At 42.7% G+C, this 18,804-nt stretch carries 13 protein-coding genes; 6 read left to right on the top strand and 7 right to left on the bottom strand.

Annotated features, from left to right (window positions below):
- Positions 1 to 88: 88 nt before the first annotated feature.
- Entirely contained in the window at positions 89 to 1,078 is a 990-nt protein-coding gene (locus B4K26_RS11830; RefSeq protein WP_296245720.1) for an RDD family protein, read from the bottom strand.
- Positions 1,079 to 1,311: 233 nt separating this feature from the next.
- Entirely contained in the window at positions 1,312 to 3,696 is a 2,385-nt protein-coding gene (ppsA, locus tag B4K26_RS11825; RefSeq protein ID WP_296245719.1) for a phosphoenolpyruvate synthase, read from the bottom strand.
- 425 nt (positions 3,697 to 4,121) lie between these two features.
- Between ppsA and ppsR the strand changes: the two genes are divergently transcribed.
- Both ppsR and sthA read left to right on the top strand, forming a co-directional pair.
- A complete protein-coding gene (gene ppsR / locus B4K26_RS11820) occupies positions 4,122 to 5,018 on the top strand; it encodes a posphoenolpyruvate synthetase regulatory kinase/phosphorylase PpsR (protein ID WP_296245718.1) in 897 nt (298 codons plus the stop codon).
- Positions 5,019 to 5,253: 235 nt separating this feature from the next.
- Positions 5,254 to 6,897, top strand: coding sequence for a Si-specific NAD(P)(+) transhydrogenase (gene sthA, locus B4K26_RS11815; RefSeq protein ID WP_296245716.1), 1,644 nt, complete (start codon positions 5,254 to 5,256; stop codon positions 6,895 to 6,897).
- 140 nt (positions 6,898 to 7,037) lie between these two features.
- Here sthA and B4K26_RS11810 read toward each other — a convergent pair whose 3' ends face one another.
- The 4 genes from B4K26_RS11810 to B4K26_RS11795 all read right to left on the bottom strand — a co-directional run bounded on the left by B4K26_RS11810 (position 7,038) and on the right by B4K26_RS11795 (position 12,545).
- Complete coding sequence (locus B4K26_RS11810; protein WP_296245715.1) at positions 7,038 to 8,270, bottom strand: ABC transporter permease; 1,233 nt, start codon at positions 8,268 to 8,270, stop codon at positions 7,038 to 7,040.
- On the bottom strand, positions 8,270 to 9,568 hold the full coding sequence (locus B4K26_RS11805) for an ABC transporter permease (protein ID WP_296245713.1): 1,299 nt from the start codon (positions 9,566 to 9,568) through the stop codon (positions 8,270 to 8,272). Before B4K26_RS11805 ends, B4K26_RS11810 begins: the two co-directional genes overlap by 1 nt.
- Positions 9,569 to 9,571: 3 nt before the next feature.
- On the bottom strand, positions 9,572 to 10,762 hold the full coding sequence (locus B4K26_RS11800; protein ID WP_296245712.1) for an HlyD family secretion protein: 1,191 nt from the start codon (positions 10,760 to 10,762) through the stop codon (positions 9,572 to 9,574).
- A 106-nt stretch (positions 10,763 to 10,868) separates the two neighbouring features.
- Complete coding sequence (locus B4K26_RS11795; protein WP_296245711.1) at positions 10,869 to 12,545, bottom strand: TolC family protein; 1,677 nt, start codon at positions 12,543 to 12,545, stop codon at positions 10,869 to 10,871.
- Positions 12,546 to 12,964: 419 nt separating this feature from the next.
- Here B4K26_RS11795 and glpK point away from each other — a divergent pair, with 419 nt between their 5' ends.
- The 4 genes from glpK (at position 12,965) to B4K26_RS11775 (ending at position 17,853) form a co-directional block, all read left to right on the top strand.
- Positions 12,965 to 14,575: a glycerol kinase GlpK gene (gene glpK / locus B4K26_RS11790; protein WP_296245710.1), complete on the top strand. Its 1,611-nt coding sequence runs from the start codon at positions 12,965 to 12,967 to the stop codon at positions 14,573 to 14,575.
- Positions 14,576 to 15,093: 518 nt separating this feature from the next.
- Entirely contained in the window at positions 15,094 to 15,609 is a 516-nt protein-coding gene (locus tag B4K26_RS11785; RefSeq protein WP_296245727.1) for a hypothetical protein, read from the top strand.
- 306 nt (positions 15,610 to 15,915) lie between these two features.
- On the top strand, positions 15,916 to 16,944 hold the full coding sequence (locus tag B4K26_RS11780) for an endonuclease/exonuclease/phosphatase family protein (protein WP_296245709.1): 1,029 nt from the start codon (positions 15,916 to 15,918) through the stop codon (positions 16,942 to 16,944).
- 216 nt (positions 16,945 to 17,160) lie between these two features.
- Positions 17,161 to 17,853, top strand: a complete 693-nt coding sequence (locus tag B4K26_RS11775) for a TetR/AcrR family transcriptional regulator (RefSeq protein ID WP_296245726.1) — start codon at positions 17,161 to 17,163, stop codon at positions 17,851 to 17,853.
- Positions 17,854 to 17,976: 123 nt separating this feature from the next.
- On the opposite strand, the gene B4K26_RS11770 is transcribed toward B4K26_RS11775, so the two are convergent.
- Positions 17,977 to 18,759: a hypothetical protein gene (locus B4K26_RS11770; protein ID WP_296245708.1), complete on the bottom strand. Its 783-nt coding sequence runs from the start codon at positions 18,757 to 18,759 to the stop codon at positions 17,977 to 17,979.
- Positions 18,760 to 18,804 lie beyond the last annotated feature (45 nt).

Raw genomic sequence — 18,804 nt, 5'->3', positions numbered from 1 at the left:
AACTTATGGGGTTCAGTTCAATAAACGCCACTTTTTCATATAAATTTGTGATATTTATAACCATCGTTTTTATAATAAACTTATAAATTCATGATTTCACTTTTGGTTGTTTGACCAATTGGCTATTATCGGCTTTTACCACCAAGGTTTTAGCAAGTTTGTCATGCCAACCAATATTTTCAGGACTTTTTGATGCCATATAATAATGCACCGCAATGACCACAAAACCTAAAAAACTGGTAAAGGAAAATAACAAGTTATAAATAATAAATAATAATAAAGTGCGCATGCCGATAAGTTTAGTAAAAGAAGGCAAGCGATGGGTTGCTTGATCAACGACGCGAATACCAGTAATTAGCTTACCAAGCGATTGTCCACGCAAGGTAATAAACACTAACTGTAGCGCAAACAAACCAAATACCATGACTTGTGACACCATCAAGATGCTACTAGGAATGCTTTCCATCAGTGTCATTGAGTACTGATACGCAGCGTCCATATTTTGGATGTTTTGAAACTTGGTATAATCCACATCCATCTTAGTTAAAGCCATAACCAGCGGAAAAATCGCTAATACATAAAGCAAACCATTGAGCGCTGTCGCCAATACTCGCGACATGATCGGCGCCAGCACCACATCACCGACTACTTTATCTTTGTTTGAAATATTTTTGGTAGCGCTAGATTTTTTCAATGACACATTTTTACTGGGGGTGTATTGACGGTTGGTAGTCATGTCCAACTTGGTGTTTTTAGCATTTTCTGCTGGACGCTCAGGTTTACCATACAATCTATCTAACGATACAGATTTGTTATCTTGACCCGTGTGACTAACAGAATCTTCTGGGAATACCGTCACGTTATTAATAATAGAATCATTAGTATCTGCTGACGTTATGGGCGCAGGACGGTAGTAGGTTTGATTATTGGTTAAGTTACCAACACGCTGCCACTGATCTAAGCCTTCATGCCACATCAAATCATCTAATACCACTTCACCAGAGGCGAGCATAATATTGAGCTGATCCAACGTATATGGACCAGCTTGAACGTTATTTCGAGCAAGGAAAATCTGCATAATTGCCTACATAGTTAGTCATAACTTAAGCCGCTGTTTTTAAACTGTTTCTTTTTAAAGTGTTACTTTTAAACTGTTTTTAAATCACGTTTTCAAGCTACTTTGTTAAGTCATTTTTTAAAATTACTTTCAGTAATACATTATATTAGGGTCTATTTGAAAAAATCAAATAGACCCTAATGGTTGTATCTTAAATGACTATGTGAATCAACGCTGTGACGTAACGTAACGGCTTATTTTGTTTCTTCACCCGCTAAGAAGAACCACGTATCTAACACTGAGTCAGGATTTAATGACACTGAGCTGATACCTTGTTCCATGAGCCAAAAAGCAAGATCTGGATGGTCTGATGGACCTTGACCACAAATACCGATATATTTATCTGCTTTGCGGCAAGCTTCAATTGCCATAGACAATAGCTTCTTAACCGCAGGGTCACGCTCATCAAATAGATGGGAGACGATTCCTGAGTCGCGGTCAAGACCTAGGGTAAGCTGAGTCAAATCGTTTGAACCGATTGAGAAACCATCGAAGTGCTCTAGGAACTCTTCTGCTAGTAAGGCATTGGTTGGTAGCTCACACATCATGATGACGCGAAGACCATTTTCACCACGTTTTAGGCCATTTTTCGCCAGTAATTCGATGACCTCAGCTGCTTCGGCAACGGTACGGACAAATGGAATCATAATCTCAACGTTGGTCAAGCCCATCTCGTCACGCACGCGTTTTAGCGCTTTACACTCAAGCTCAAAGCAATCACGGAAGTTGTCAGAAACATAGCGGCTAGCACCACGGAAACCAAGCATTGGGTTTTCTTCTGATGGCTCGTATAGCTTACCGCCTAATAGGTTGGCGTATTCGTTTGATTTAAAATCAGACATACGAACGATAACTGGCTGATCCATAAAGGCGACAGCTAGCGTTGAGATACCTTCAACCAATTTATCAACATAAAAGTCAACAGGTGAGGCATAACCCGCGATACGCTCATTGATAGCTTGAGCAATTTCACGCGGCAAGCTGTTCATGTTGAGCAATGCTTTTGGATGCACACCAATCATACGGTTGATGATGAACTCTAAACGGGCAAGACCAATACCTTCGTTTGGCATTTGGGTAAATGAGAAAGCGCGATCTGGGTTACCAACGTTCATCATCACTTTAAATGCAAGCTCTGGCATAGATTCAACAGAGTTGGTTTGAACGTCAAAATCAATCTGACCTTCATAAATAAAGCCAGTATCACCTTCAGCACAAGAAACAGTGACGTCTTGACCATCAACCAATAGCTCCGTGGCATTACCACAACCAACGATTGCTGGAACACCAAGCTCACGAGCGATAATAGCTGCGTGACACGTGCGACCACCACGGTTGGTGATGATAGCAGAGGCGCGCTTCATGACTGGTTCCCAATCCGGATCCGTCATGTCTGATACCAACACATCGCCATCTTCTACTTTGTCCATCTCATTTAGATTGCTCACGATTCGGACTTTACCAGCGCCAATACGTTGACCGATTGAACGACCTTCGCATAGGATTTTCGCGTCGGCAGTATTGATGATATAACGCTCCATGACATTGCTGTCTTGGCGGCTCTTAACAGTCTCTGGACGTGCTTGGACGATAAAGATTTCACCGCTGTCGCCGTCTTTTGCCCACTCGATGTCCATCGCTTGACCGTAATGCTTTTCAATAGTCATGGCTTGTTTGGCAAGTGAGTTTAGCTCTTCAGTCGATAAAGAAAACTGCATGCGGTCTTGCTTTTCGACATCGACGGTTTTAACAGATTTCTTAGTACTACCTTCATCACCATAAATCATTTTCTTATGCTTGCTGCCTAGATTACGGCGAATGACCGCAGGTTTACCATTTTCAAGCAATCTTTTAGAGATATAAAACTCGTCAGGGTTTACCGCACCTTGAACGACCATCTCGCCTAAGCCATAGCTTGAAGTGATGAAGACCACTTGATCAAAGCCACTTTCGGTATCTAGAGTAAACATAACACCGGCAGCGCCAGTTTCCGAACGAACCATGCGCTGAACAGCAGCAGATAAGGCAACACCTTCGTGCTCGAAACCTTTGTGCACACGGTAAGAAATCGCGCGGTCATTATATAAAGAGGCAAATACTTCTTTAATCGCAATTAGGACGTTATCAATGCCGCGAATGTTCAAGAACGTTTCTTGCTGACCGGCAAATGACGCATCTGGCAAATCTTCCGCAGTTGCAGAAGAACGTACCGCAACCGCGATGTCTTCGCCGCCACTCATAGTTTCAAATGATTGGCGCACATCTGCTTCAAGATCGCTTGGCAACTCTTGCTCAATAATCCACGAACGGATTTTTTTGCCTGTTTCAGCAAGTTTGTTCACATCGTTAACATCAAGTGTTTTAAGCTCGCTGTTAATTTTGTCAAGTAAGCCTGTTTCTGTCAAAAAACGATTGAAGGCATTTGAAGTGGTCGCAAAGCCACCTGGAACGCTGACACCCAAATCAGATAAATGGCTGATCATCTCGCCAAGCGAGGCATTCTTGCCGCCAACCATCTCAATGTCGTCTTTTCCTAGCTGATCAAGATTGATTACAAGTGCTGTAGATTGCGCTGCCATGATAACTCCAGAAAATAAGGTTATTTAGTAAAGATTATAACGGTCGATTATACCCCTATATTTGGATAATTTCGATACCTAGAATTAAATAATTCGTGAAAAAGATATAAGTTTTGGTGATTACGATGTATTAAATAAGAAATGTTATCGTATTTGCTTATCAGGATATAATAAAAACGGATAAATTGACGGTGTTTAGAAAAATTTTCATTGTATAAACCTTTCTTTATACAAACGTTGATCATGTATAAAGACTCCTAAGGAATGGCTTTAAGTTATAAAGGTTTCTAAGTGTACGCCTGTAACATTGATTTCTATTGGAGGGGTATTGTGCGTATAATATAGGTCATAAATAACAATTTATTAAAGAGTTCTCAGCGCTAAGCAAAAGCGACTATTGAGGTTTTAACTAAGGTGTTGACGTTATGTTTGCAAACCATTCGATCGAATCAGCCAATCCGACTATTCAAAACAGACAAGCATTGCAAGTAGATAACGATCAAAATATCAGAACGGCATTTTTTATCTCCGATGGCACCGCGATTACTGCAGAAACCCTTGGACGCGCTATTTTAAGTCAATTTTCCTCTGTGCCTTTTGAAACTCGAGTGTTGCCTTATGTTGATAGCCTAGAGCGTGCCGAAGAAGCCGTTGAACAAATCAATGTGGCCTATCAGCGCGATGGTTTGCTGCCATTGGTGTTCGATACGATTGTCAGCCCTGATATTCGGGAAAAAATCAACTCGGCGCATAGCTGTAATTTGGATATGTATGAAGGTCTAATTGGCCGGATAGCAGAAGAAACAGGCGTTGAACCAGATGCGCATGCGGGCCATGCTCATGATAATGTCGACTCTGAAACCTATAAGGAACGGATTGATGCCGTGCATTTTGCCTTAGATAACGATGATGGGGCGCGCACCCGTCATTATCATGCGGCAGATATTATTCTTATCGGCGTTTCGCGGTCTGGGAAAACGCCGACCTCACTTTATCTAGCCTTACAATTTGGTATTAGAGCAGCAAACTATCCGTTAACCGAAGAAGACTTAAACGACAACCAATTGCCGAAGGCTTTACGCGAGCATAAGCACAAGCTATTTGGCTTACTAATCGATACCGATCGCTTAGTAAAAATCCGGCAAGAGCGCCGAGCGGGCAGCCGTTATTCAAGCTACCAACAATGTCAGCAAGAACAGCGGGCGATACAAGGCATTTATATCTCACAAGGCATTCCAAGCCTTGATGTTTCTGAGATGTCTGTTGAAGAGATTGCTACCCGTATCTTGCAAATGACTGGTCTTAAACGCCGTATCGGTTAGTTTTACTGACGCATAACGACGATGAGTATTAAAGATACTTATTAAACATGTTATAGATAGTTAAACATGCTACGGCTAGGCTTAAGGTCAGAGGGTAATTGTAGCGGTGATTGTAAAATATCCTATCACAACGTATGGTAGGCACACTTTAGCGCTATGAGTCTAAATTTCTAAATAACGGTGACATTCATAGCCTAAAAAACACATAGATTCATAAATCAATAAAGAGGATAAGATGGGAAGCAAACCGATAAGCGACGCGACCAATGACACTGGTAAAGATACTCATACCGAGGTGTCTAATAAAGAGAGCGGCCGTACAACAAACCCCGAACATACAGTGGATAAAAATAAAAAAGAGAAAATTGAGCAAACTCATGAGCAAGTCACTGAAGATATCATGCATCATCCTGACTTGGTCAATCCACTCGATGATATTCGTATCGATATTAAAACCCCTTTTACCAAAGACTCGCAGCGCATCAAAGGCGATAAGCACAATTATGAGTATGACGCTGTTATCTTAGGCGCAGGACCTGCTGGTGAAGCGGCAGCTATGAAGCTGACAAAGGCTGGCAAAAAGGTAGCGGTAATTGATCCACGCGAGCAGGTTGGCGGTAACTCGACTCATGTTGGTACCATTCCAAGTAAAGCATTGCGCCAGTCAGTGTTTAACCTGATTAGTTTTCGTCGTGACCCTATGTTTACGACAGCGATGGAGTACCAGCAAGTCCCATTAAACCGTGTGTTGGCCAATGCGCGTCGAGTAATACGTAATCAGGTGAGCACTCATACCCGCTTTTATGAGCGCAACCGTATTGATGTTATTCACGGCTGGGCAAGCTTTATTGATGCGCATACGTTAAACGTCGAAAAGGACGACGGTGTCTTTGAAACCGTCACCTTTAATAAAGCCATTATTACCGTTGGCAGCCGCCCTTATCGTCCTGACATTTTAGATTTTAACCATCCGCGTGTGTTTGACTCGGATAAAATTCTACAAATGGATTATGTGGTTAAAAAAATCATCATTTATGGAGCAGGCGTTATTGGTTGTGAATACGCCTCTATCTTTACCGGCCTTGGCTATAAAGTTGACTTAATTAATAACCAAAACCAATTACTCAATTATTTAGACAGCGAAATTAGTGATGCCATCGCTCATGACTTTAGACAGTTTGGCGTATTGATTCGCAGTAATGAAGAGATCGATCATCTTGAAACCCATGATGATTATGTAGTGTTGCATCTAAAAAGCGGTAAGCGTATCAAATCCGATGCCATCCTTTGGTCAAATGGGCGCTCAGGAAATACAGAAGGGCTGAACTTAGAAGCGATCGGTCTTGAAGCCAATAGCCGTGGTCAGCTTAAAGTGGATGACACCTATTGTACTGGCGTCGAAAATATCTATGCCGCTGGTGATGTGATCGGCTGGCCATCGTTGGCTTCAGCAGCCTATGACCAAGGACGCTGTGCGGCGGCTTTTATGGTTGGCGATAGTGATGCCGAGCCAGTATCAAGCGTTCCAACGGGTATTTATACCATCCCCGAGATTTCTTGTATCGGTAAGACTGAGCAAGAGCTGACCGATGAGAAAGTCCCCTATGAAGTGGGGCAGGCATTCTTTAAACATCTGGCACGGGCGCAAATCATTGGTGAGCGTTCAGGCGTTTTAAAGATATTATTCCATCGTGAGACGCTTGAGATTCTAGGCATTCATTGCTATGGCAACCACGCATCAGAGATTATTCACATTGGTCAGGCGGTGATGAAGTGCAATAACACGCTCGAGTATTTTGTGAATACGACTTTTAACTATCCAACCATGGCCGAAGCCTATCGCGTTGCAGCCCTAAATGGTTTAAATCGCGTTTTTTAAACCAAACACAATAAAGTCAGATAAATAAAAAAGCGCCTACTCAATAAATAGGCGCTTTTTTTTGGCACTTATTAATAAAACGAATTTTAATAAAATAAAGGTTGCAGTGGTCTTGTTAATTTAGTCATTGTCTTTTTAAATTAAAAAGCAGTTTTGCTCGGTGTGGTACGCCAGCGAAAAAGTAGCAGTAATAAAAAATAAAATGCCCACAATCCTGCTAATGCATAAAAACCAGTCGCTACTTGCGCCACACTTGCACCCATCTGATTAAGCTGAACAGAAGTATTAATACCAGGCGTTGTCGGTATGACCCAGCGTATGATTTGTAAAAATTCTGGTAATTGATTGGCAGGCCATGGATAACCACTGACAAAAAACATCGGTAGCGAGCTAAAAATCAAGATTTGCATGCTACGCTCACGCTGACGGAACCAAAGTCCAAATACGCAGCCAAGCGTTGCTACCGTCGGACAAAATAGCAGCAGAAACAACAAGCTTCCGAGCATATTCTGTCCACGCGGATAATGGTGCAGCTCAAATGCCCAGCCATAATAGAAGCAGCCGATGATAAAGCTAAACATACTAAGCGCTGCAATACGCCCTAACCAGCCGCGAATACTGGCAGCGTGACGACGTTGCTCATACCAGGTGCCAATTAACATTGCTGTCGACATCAAAAGGGTCTGTTGCAAAATAAGAATAGACACCGCTGGTACCACGTAAGCACCGTAGCCTTCGGTTTGATTGTATAAAGGTATAATTTTTAATGGTACCGCTTGGGTGTTTGCCGCTGCGGTCGCAGCATACGCCCCTTGCGCCACGCTTTTTTTAATCTCAACGCCTGCTGATACGGTGCTGACTGCCTGCAAAAATCCCATTTGGACGTTTTTATTTAACAGAAAATAACCGCCATTACCTAGTACGCTGACGCTTGCCGCTTTCCCTGACAAAACTTGCTGTTCAAATCCGCTTGGGATAATCATATAACCGGCGATATCATCTGACCACATTGCTTCTTTAGCGTCTTGTTCATTAAGAAAGCGCTTGGTATCTAGCTGCGGGCTGGCACTGGCATAACGGACAATGGTTTGTGATAGATTACTGTTGTCTTGATCGACAATACCGACTGGCACATGGTTGACCACTTCCGTTGAATACGGCCAAGGATAAAAGAAGCCATAGATAATCGGCGCAATCATTAGCAGCAGTAACACCCCTTTATCAGAAAAGACATCTTTAATGGTTTGTAAAAAACTGCTGAAAAAGCTTTGCGACGGCGAATGGTTTCTTACATCTAACGGGGTGTTAGAAGGCTGGTTTTTTATTGATACAGGTTGTTTTTGTGACAAAGGCTCTTTTGGTGTCATAGACATTAGCGTGCTCCCCAGCGTTCAGGATGTGCGAGCGCGCGCTTGCTCAATAAGGCGGCTATAAACATAGTGACAATCGTCGCGAGCGTCAGTCCATAGACAATAGGTAATGAGATGGCAACAGGGGCCTGCATCTGTAATTGCGCAATATGAAGCTTAAGATAATGAGTAAGCGGCAGCGCATCTGACCAATGCTGGGCATTTTCACTAATGGCAATATAAGGAAATGTCACTCCAGCAAACGCATAAGAAGGCGCTGAGATAAAACCCGTAGACGATAAACCCATCCGTAATGAAAATGAGGTTAACGTAAATATGGCACCAAGCCAAAATGATAACATCATCAGCAATACAAGACCGAGGTAAGTCGCGATGATGGAGCTAATAGCGATTGCTTGCTGAGAAGTGGCGAGCCATAACGCCAGAACTGACCAAACGCTATAAGCCAACATTGGCCAAAAGTACTTGCCCAATAAACCAAATAGCAAAACCAAAACACTGGCTCTTCTAGGCTTATTATCCTCAATAAAGGTTTTATTCTCTTCAGTAGAGGTTAGAGCTGTCATAGCTTTGCTATTTTGACTGCTTGTTAAGTCAGGGTTATCATTATTAATATAGTCATACCAAAAGCCGATTTTCTTATCACGCAATTCACGTCCTATGGTCGTCGCTCCGATGACCATAGCTAAAATATGAAGCAATGCCGGGATGACCGTTGACGCTAAAAACTGCTGATAATCCGTTGCCGCATTAAACAAACTGATGCGCTGAATACCAATAGGGGAGTAAGCAATGGCTGCTTGCGATGGTGCCATGCCTTTTTTTACCAAGCGCTGTATCTCAACGCCCGCCGATAGTGTGCCAATTACGGACTGCACGCTGGTTTGGATAATGCCAGAGTGCGTGCCATATTGTGCGTTTACTTGTAGCACGATAGGCGCAGGCTTACTCGATGAAATATTGCGTGAGAAATTTTCAGGAATAATGACCACCGCATAAACATCACGTTGTAAGAGCGCCGCTTCTACCGCTGCTGGCGAATGATAAAGCTGCTTTACGGTTAGGTTCGGATTGGCTTCTAAATAACGTACAGCGGTGTTAGCAACAGGGCCGCCATCTTTATCCATCACGCCAATGGGCAAATCGGTAATTTGTATGTGTGAAAAAATCCACCAAATCAATAACACGGTCGCAAGGGGTATCCAAACCACCATACTCAAATCCCATGGATTTTTGACTAAAAAACGTCGCTCGTAGGCAGCACTGCGTACAAATGCCCCACTTAGCTTGTTCAGGCGCATGGCTTACTCTTGGGTCTGATTAACAAGGGCTGGATTGACACTGACGACCACGCTCATCCCCGAGCGAATACGTCTGTCTGGCGCTGATGGTCGCGCTTTGACTTCAAAGGTTCGCACATCAAAACCATCGTTATTATTGGTCGGGCGCCAAGTAGCAAAATCAGACAAAGTTGAAGTTGCATAAACGGTAAACTGTTTGGTATATGGCTTTTCAGGTGAAGACAACGCAGGAATCGTACCCATAAAACGCTGCCCAATCGCAAACTGATTTAAATGGGTTTCAGTGACATTGAGAACTACCCATTGATCGTCAGTATTGACCAAGGTTAATATAGGGACGCCTTGACCAATGACTTCGCCCGCGTTGACGATGACATTATCCACGATTCCCGCAATCGGGCTTTTTAGGTTAGCTTCTTCTTTGGCAACCAATGCCTCTTCTAATTGCGCATCGACTTGAGCGACTTGGGCGGTTGCAGCAGACTTGTCTTCGCTACGAGCGCCTTCCACTGCCAAATCATATTGCAGGCGCGCCGCTTCCGTCTTATCTTTGTTAGCCAAATACTGCGCATAAGCCTCATCACGTTTTTGCCGTGCCATTAAGCCTTCTTCATAAAGACGGTTGACGCGTTGATAGGTATTTTCTGCCAAATCAGATGCCGCTTTATTGGCTTGCCAAGCTGCTTTTGCTTGCGCAATTTCTTGCGGGCGAGCGCCATTTTCTGCTTTATCGAGCTGACTTTGTGCCATTTGCTTACCAGCGCGCGCTTGATTAATCTTAGCGTTAATCTCAGGTGAATCCATCTCAATCAACTGCTGACCAACCGTCACTGCATCGCCTTCTGTGACCATGATTTTTGCAATACGTCCTGGCACTTTTGCCGCAATGGACGTTTGCTGCATTTGCATTTGACCTTGTAAGGTGATGGTTTCAGGCTCGCTGTGCTGATTGCTTTTGTACAAACCATAAGCAATAGCCCCTAATATAATAATCACGAGGAATGCTAAAATTGCCTTTTTTATCATGGCAGATTTATCTGATTGTACGGGCTCGCGCTTATAAGTTGGCACTGTTTGCTCTTGTTCAATATCAGCAGCAGGCGTTTGCTCATCATGAATACTATGTGAGGCAGTTGATGAGTCTGAATCATTTAATTTGCGTGAGTCGCCTGATTCGTTGTTAGATTCAGTCATGACAGTGAGATTCCTAAAGCAATAAAGTCAATAATAAGCAGAATAAGTTTGGTGCTATTTAATCTTGGCAATTAATATGATTGTTTAATATGTCTTATTAAATGAGCTATTTATCATACAAGGTCGGTAGTCTAATATCAGCGGCGTTGAGATAAGCATTAAAAGCAAGGGGCGTACCACAGCTTTGCATCAAGGCGGCAAGCGACTGAACATAAGTATTTGCTGCTTGCGCTTGCTCGGTGCGCGCTTTGAGCGATTGCGTTTGTGCTTGTACGACATCGATCGGCGTGTTGAGGCCTTCTTGTAGACCAAGTTGGCGCAGGCGTAACACCTCTGCTGCCAGATCTACATTACTTTGTAGTGCTTGATAGCGTGACTGGGCGTTATTGACATCGTGCCAGTTTTTTTCGACCAGTAGTAATAGATTGTCACTAACCTCAATTTCAGATAAATCCGCTTGGCGTATCTTGGCATTACTGGAGGCTAGGGAAGCGGTTTTATCAAGTCCGCCCCAAAGTTTCCAACTTGCCGAGATACCAGCAACCCAGCTTGGGTCTTTTTCAACTTGTCCATAACCATATAGCATGACGGTAGGTTTGTAACCCGTATCTGATAAGGCATGCAGCTGCTGAGCCTGTGCCCGTTTGGCCGCGACTTTTTGCAGACCGGGATGATTGCTTAGTGCCAAATCTTGAAAATAGCTCACGTCCGGTAAAGGCCGGCTAGAAACAAATAAAGGCGTACTGGGTTTGATACGATAATCGGTACGTAGAAGACGCTGCAATGCCATCATTGCCAGACGCGCATCATTATTGGCATTGACTGATTCACTTTTTGCATCGGCGAGCGCCGATTGGGCTTCTAAGCGATCGACACGTGAGATAAATCCTTCCTCAAAAAGGCGCTGTGCCATATGATCAACTTGCTGCACCGTATCATAAGCATCGTCGCGTAAATAGGCGGCAATAATGGCCAACTGCGCCTTAAAGTAACGCTCGATTAAGGTGTTATACAACTCGTTTTTATCAAGTAAGCTGTCGGCTACAGCTTCTTGGGTTCGGGCAGTGGAAGCGCCCGTTAATGCGGTGGTACGCCCAGCGGTATAAATAGGCCATACCACACCAAGACCAGCGCCCGTCGTTGAGCCTGAGCGTTTTAAGTTGTAAGAGTCTGGGAGACGATCACCAATCAATTCACCGAAATCTGGTAGAGGCACATCTGGTATAGGGGGAATGACGCTATCAACAGCGCCATTAATATCATTGACAATGCCGTTTTTGAGCGTTGACAAATCAATATCGGCATCCAAGTTATAAGCGTTAGCGGAAACTTGCGCAAATACTAACGGGTTGTCTATGGTTTTTAGGGCGTCCGTTTCATATTCACTGGCCGCAATCGCTGCTTGATTAGCAGCAATCTTTGGAGAAACTTGCAATAAAATATTCTGCGCTTGCTCAAGACTTAGCAGACTAGACACTTCTAGAGGATAGCTATTGTCAATACTCTTATGAGTAATAGGATCGACAAGGGTGGTTAAGCGTGGATTTAGCGCGGCTTTACTCGCCTCAATATCTGTCGTCACTGCTTCATTTTTGAGGCGGTTTTTTTGAGATTGAGGGCTGCTTTGATTGTCCGCGTCAACAATTTGCGTCACTACAACTGGCGTTACCTCATTTTGTGACAGCATATTATCATCGTTAGCGCTTGCAGAGCTTGATGCAGCAAAGCTCATGAGCGTAACCGTCATTACAGCAGTAGACAGAGTCGATAAAGCAAATTTCATAAGTCACATAAGCCATTAATTAGAATGCAAAGTTTTATAACGTGTTTAAATATGTGTCATACACAAGAGCGCTAATAATGCGAATTATCATTTGCCCATGTTCTAACAGGGCAATATTATAGACGATTAATAGAAAGCAAAAATTGATTATTAACAACAAAGCGTACACTGTAGTGCCACAATAGTGACGGGTCAATGCTTACTATTTGCCTTTTTAGCGTTGAATAAGCGATTTTTTTATGTTAAGTGTCTACTTTTAGGGTAAATAATAACATTATTTATAAGTTATTGATAAAAGCTCGTTTTAACGCGAATTAAAAGCCAATCAATAAATTTTATTAATAGAAATGTGACTGTAAAACCTACTAAAAATAAGCAGGTAAAAAATAAATGACATTATACAAAATAGGATGTGAGCGATGGCAGGATATATTTTAGCGTTAGATCAAGGCACAACGTCGAGTCGCGCAATATTGTACGATGACCATGCCCGCCCGATTAAAATGGCACAGCAGCCGACGACTTTAAAAACCCCGCAAGCAAGTTTTGTCGAACAAGATGCGCAGCAGATTTGGCAAACGCAGATTAGCTGTGCCCATGATGTGATCAATCAGGCAGGACTGCTGGCGACAGACGTCAGCAGTATCGCGATTACCAATCAGCGTGAGTCAATCATCATTTGGGATAAAAAAACGGGCAAACCGCTAGCGCCTGCCATCATTTGGCAAGATCGTCGCACTGCAAACTACTGTAAAACGCTTGCGATAAAAAGTGCGAGTAGTACATTTAACCATCGTGGTATCACTGACAATAGTCATGATGATACAGCAACTGAGATACAACGTATCACGGGATTACGTTTAGATCCGTACTTTAGCGCCAGTAAAATTGCTTGGCTGTTAGAAAACGATCCCAAATTAAGGGTACGCGCCAATAAAGGGGAAATCGCTGTCGGCACGATAGACAGCTGGCTTATTTTTAAATTGACGGGCGGTGAGCACGTTATTGATGTGACCAATGCTTGTCGTACCTTGTTATACGATATTCATAAATTGGCATGGTCAGAGGCGTTATGTGACTGCTTTGCTATACCAATGAATATATTGCCCAAAGTACTCGCTTCGGATAGCGATTTTGGTAAAACCAAAAAAGGACTATTTGCCAAACAAATTCCCATTCAGGCAGTATTGGGCGACCAGCAAGCAGCGCTATTTGGACAAGGCTGCCTTGATGCTGGCATGGCAAAAAATACCTATGGCACCGGCTGTTTTATGCTGATGAATATCGGTCAAACGCCAAAACTTAGTGAGCATAAGCTACTGACAACCATCGCTTGGCAACGAGCATCTACGCCGACTCGACCAGACAACTTATCATTTGATCAAATAGTACAGTCCGGCAGGCGCCTGCTTCAGCCGCCCAAAAAGGAGGTTACTTATGCCTTGGAGGGGAGCGTGTTTATGGCAGGCGCTATCGTTCAATGGTTGCGTGATAATCTGGGAATGATTCAACAAAGTAGTGATATTGAAAATTTAGCGCGGCAAGTGGATAGCAGTGAGGAGGTGGTATTACTCCCAGCATTTACAGGGCTTGCTGCTCCTTATTGGCGCTCTGATGTCAGTGCGAGTATGACGGGCATGAACCGCGGCACGACCAAAGCACATATTGCGCGCGCAGCATTGGAAGCCATTGCCTATCAAACTTATGATGTACTGATTGCCATGCAAAAAGACAGCCCACATCCCCTGACTGAACTAAGAGTAGATGGCGGCGCAGCAAATAACGATTTACTGATGCAGTTTCAAGCTGATTTATTAGGAGTGCCTGTACTGCGCCCTAAAGACACAGAAATCACTGCCAAAGGGGCAGCGTTATTAGCTGGGCTAAAAGCAGGTTTATACGATGAAGCAACGATACAGGCATCGTGGCAAATTGATCGTGTCTTTGAGCCTGAAATGTCTAGCGAGATTCATGAGCAGCACCTTAATAAGTGGCAACAAGCCGTAGATAGAGCGCTGAAAGTCATGTAAATACCTGAGAAGTAGGCTTAAACCATTTTAATGAAACCGCTTAAAATTACCTAAAATGCTCTGCCGACCTACAAAATTGTGATAAAGATACAGGCTGTAACGCAAGGCAATCGTAATTTGGACATAGTTTACATAACCTACCTATCGGTCATTATTCATAAATCCCTATACTTTAGATGAATTAAGTGAGGCCGCTAATTTATAACATTTAATTTTTCGGTACTTAGCTTTTTCAATACTTAGCTTTAGTGCATGATTCTCATACTTAATAATTTTTTAAATTTAAAGTGTAGAGTTTAATAAGTTAGCAATATATAAATCTAATATATAACAAATAATTTAAGGATAATATTATGAATAACGATGGACGTATGACAGACCCTGATAACCGTGTAATCAATGATGATTATGTTGAAGTAGGTGATAGAGACCGTATTATTGACGACAATGAACGTCGCATGACAGGTGCTACTCATGATATTAACGGCAATAGAGTTGTGGGGCACGAAAATGACAATATGGTCGGTGATCACGATGCGATTGATCGCGGGGCGGTAAAAAATATGTCAAAAGAAGCTAAAGAAGATTTGAATGCCGATGTTATCACAGGTGAGCCAGGATCACATCCACTCGGAACAGGTATTGGTGGCGTTGGCGGCGCAGCGGCAGGTGCTGCAATTGGTACAATGGCCGGCCCACTAGGTACGTTAATCGGCGGTGCTATTGGTGCTATCGTCGGTGGTGGTGCTGGCCACGCAGCGGCAGAAGCGATTGATCCGACCCGTGAAGAAGCCTACTGGCGTGCAGAATATGCTAATGCCGATTATTACAACCAAGATCGTGATTTTGACCGTGATTTACACCCAGCTTATGCTGTTGGTTACGCCAACCGCGCGCGTTATCCAGCGGATGCTCGTTTTGAAGACCATGAATCAGATTTAGAGCGTTCATGGAACGAAGTGAAAGGCGAATCGCGTATGGAATGGAATGAAGCACGCCGTGCATCACGTGACGCGTGGAACCGTGTATCATAATCAAAATTAAGATGTCATAAAACGTTCTGGCGAAAAGTAAGGTTTGATTAAGCTCAACTAATCGCTTATTTAATATAAGTAAGTAAATTATACTAAAGCTTACTCTCTCATTACTAGAGTTAGTTTGATTGTAGAACTGACCTGACTAATAGATAATTGTAGCCAGTTTTATGTTATTTTAAAGCTTCCAAAGATTTCTTTGGAGGCTTTTTTGCTGTATATTTTTAAATGTGAATATAGTGCTATACATCAAGCCAGCGAGAACAAACAATTATTAAAAATAATAATTATAACAACAGGTAATTTATGGTTAATAATGCTGAAGACAAAAGCCCTAAGCAGTTTTATATAGCAACGGCCAATTTACTTAATTTTGCCAATCCTAACCGAATTTATTACGAAAACGCGCCTGCTTATAACAATGACGAATATGAACAGAAACTGCGCGGCATTACTGATTTATTGGCAAAGGCGCATGCCGATATTATCGCCGTCCAAGAGGTATGGGACAGTAATGCACTCGAAGCATTGGCGGTGTCATTGGGCTTTAATCCTGAGCATGTGGTTATTCCGTTAGCGAGCAATGACAATGCAAACCCTTATACTCAAGGCAGGGGCGCTCAACATACGCCAGCCGTTGGTATTATCACGCGTTTTGAACAGTTAGAAAGCAGTTTGTTGCAAGAAGTAGCGCCAAAGGCGGTCATTGATATTCCTGATATTGGTCCTTATAAGTGCTTTAATCGTCCGCCGCTCATATTACGAGTTAACGCCCTTGGTCAACCGATAACGATTGTTACCGCACATTTAAAAAGCAAACGGGCTTTTTTCTTACGCGATGAAAATGGTCAGCTACTAGAGGATATGGACGATCCAAATATTCGCGTCCGTGCAAAGTTGCGCAGCTTATGTATGCGCGCCGCCGAAGCCGCTTCTATCCGTATGTCTATCATTGAACGCCTGCATCATACGCGCGAGCCATTGATTTTGTTGGGTGATATGAATGATGTCACGGGTAGCGTCACAACTCAACTGATGAGTGAAACAGGCGAAGTCAATTATGATAAGAGCATGCGCGATGTGGCTTTGTTTGATGCGGCTCGCATTCAAGCACGTTATGGCTGGATGAAAGACGTCGCTTATACGCATATTTATCAAGGTATGCCTGAAGTGATTGATCAGTTATTTGTTTCTGAAGAGTTTTTACCTGATAGTAAGTTTTCGCTCGGTCAGGTTGAACGAGTTGACTATTTTAATGATCATTTAAAGTGGGATTATGCCGATAGAGTCATCGATCATGGTATCATAAGAGCGAAAATTAAACTCCACAATTAATCTCGTTTTCTTAGTAATTAGTGAGTTATTTTTTAACCTATTCATGTCCCTTGCTTGATAGTGTACAAGCGTTTATCATGCTTCTTCGTTGAGTATAGTAGCGATGCTATTAATCTAAATTACTGGTTGATAGAAAATGGTCCTTCGATTTAGGACAAATGCTATCCGATGAAGACTATATTTATAAAGATAGGGCGTAACTTTAAGAGATTTATGATGATTGAAAATAAAGACGACAAAATTGAAGATGTACTGGTAGATTCGGAGCTGGCAAAAAAGCTGGTACCAAACAAGTTTAAATTTACCAGTCAGCAAGGTCGCGCACGCCGTCAGAAACTATTGATGGGCGCGAAAAAACTGAGTGAAACTCAAGCGATTAACGATATTACTTTGGCGGCTGTCTGCGAAGAAGCGGGCATTCCAAGAGCTTCTGCTTATCATTTCTTTCCAAATATTGAAGCGATATTTTTAGCACTACGCTTCTTAAATGCCATCGATATCTTAGAAGTATTAACAACGGTTGAAACGGTTGACTACGATAGATGGCAAGCATATTTGACTGCGTTGATTGAGCGCTGCGTACAAATATTTGATGAAGACCAAACCAAAGCCAAATTGATTTATGACACCAACACACCTGATTTTGAAGGGGATAGTTATGGTGAGCATATGGACAATCAAGTGGTGCAATTGGTATATCAACGCCTATCAGAGCGTTATGAGATGCCAAAGTTTGAAGACATTCAAGATGTATTATTGATTACCTTTAGCATTATCAATGCCATCTTTACAGTTTCTTATCGTCGTCATCAGAGCATTACTGACAAGTATCTGCAAGAAGCAAATACCGCATCTATCGCTTATCTACGCTGCTATCTACCAGAAAAGTTACCGCGTAAAAACCGTTAATTTTATTGAATTATTTTAGAACGTTAAGTTAGATAACAGTTGTAAAAAGGCCGACATGATGTCGGCTTTTTTGTTGCGCGTTTTATGAGATTTTATTGAGCATTTGGTTCTTTAGTAAGAAACTTAATTTTTATTAATAATCGGTAGTACCTGACCGGTACAATTGTCATCGTTTGAATCTAAAGGTGCGTATTCTTCATAATAGCGCACGATAAGCAATTCTAGAGCGACGTTGGCTTTCGAATCGTGGGCGTTGACGAAAGCCTCGCGAGCTTGCTCAAGCCAGCGATCGGCCATTCGAAAGTGACTGTTTGAAGATTTTGCGCCGCGCTCACATTGGTCGGCAGCCGCCCAAATTAACGATACTTCACTAAAGGCGATTTCGCGTGGCGCATTATTGATGCCGCCACTCTCTTTAAGAGCATTTAACGTTGCCCATAAATCAGGTCGCATGAGCGCAGAAGTCGATGGAATATCTTCAATAAGTTCAAGTTCTTCAATTTTGTTATTTTTTAATGCTTGTAAGATAGCTTCTGCAGCGTGGGCAGCTTGTACGCCACCGTCTGAGCGACTATTCATACTGTCGTTATGAGTGGAGTAGTTCAACCAAGCCTGAGCTTTATAAGCAAAGTATTGTTGCCGCGCGCTCATGCCTTTTTGCTGATAAGTTTGCAATTCGTTCAACATGCAGTTTATGGCGCGCTGCTGTGCGCTTTGAGCGTTAGAAGATATTTGGGTTTTAGTATCGTTGCTACCAAGGCAGTAGTCTGCTGCCTTTAGTGTATTCACTTGAGGCGCAGTGCTTGGTGTTGATACACAAGAAGTCGTTGATAATAGCAACGCAGCTGATAACGCAGTGTATAAACTTTTTTTATATCCAGCGGCTTGAGGGGTAGTGTGAGGCATAGGATCAACCTTATAGTAAGGTAATAAGTATTATAGGTTTGCATT

Origin of the sequence: Psychrobacter sp. UBA6766, assembly GCF_002453355.1 — a bacterium.
Classification (GTDB): Bacteria; Pseudomonadota; Gammaproteobacteria; order Pseudomonadales; family Moraxellaceae; genus Psychrobacter.
Note: the sequence above shows the minus strand (reverse complement) of the source record. Positions and strands in the feature narration are given on the sequence as shown.

Coding starts and splice junctions, on each gene's coding strand:
- B4K26_RS11775 (WP_296245726.1), top strand. CDS start 17,161: ATGATTGAAAATAAAGACGACAAAATTGAAGATGTACTGGTAGATTCG.
- B4K26_RS11830 (WP_296245720.1), bottom strand. CDS start 1,078: ATGCAGATTTTCCTTGCTCGAAATAACGTTCAAGCTGGTCCATATACG.
- ppsR (WP_296245718.1), top strand. CDS start 4,122: ATGTTTGCAAACCATTCGATCGAATCAGCCAATCCGACTATTCAAAAC.
- B4K26_RS11800 (WP_296245712.1), bottom strand. CDS start 10,762: ATGACTGAATCTAACAACGAATCAGGCGACTCACGCAAATTAAATGAT.
- ppsA (WP_296245719.1), bottom strand. CDS start 3,696: ATGGCAGCGCAATCTACAGCACTTGTAATCAATCTTGATCAGCTAGGA.
- B4K26_RS11810 (WP_296245715.1), bottom strand. CDS start 8,270: ATGTCTATGACACCAAAAGAGCCTTTGTCACAAAAACAACCTGTATCA.
- B4K26_RS11785 (WP_296245727.1), top strand. CDS start 15,094: ATGGTCGGTGATCACGATGCGATTGATCGCGGGGCGGTAAAAAATATG.
- B4K26_RS11795 (WP_296245711.1), bottom strand. CDS start 12,545: ATGAAATTTGCTTTATCGACTCTGTCTACTGCTGTAATGACGGTTACG.
- sthA (WP_296245716.1), top strand. CDS start 5,254: ATGGGAAGCAAACCGATAAGCGACGCGACCAATGACACTGGTAAAGAT.
- glpK (WP_296245710.1), top strand. CDS start 12,965: ATGGCAGGATATATTTTAGCGTTAGATCAAGGCACAACGTCGAGTCGC.
- B4K26_RS11780 (WP_296245709.1), top strand. CDS start 15,916: ATGGTTAATAATGCTGAAGACAAAAGCCCTAAGCAGTTTTATATAGCA.
- B4K26_RS11770 (WP_296245708.1), bottom strand. CDS start 18,759: ATGCCTCACACTACCCCTCAAGCCGCTGGATATAAAAAAAGTTTATAC.
- B4K26_RS11805 (WP_296245713.1), bottom strand. CDS start 9,568: ATGCGCCTGAACAAGCTAAGTGGGGCATTTGTACGCAGTGCTGCCTAC.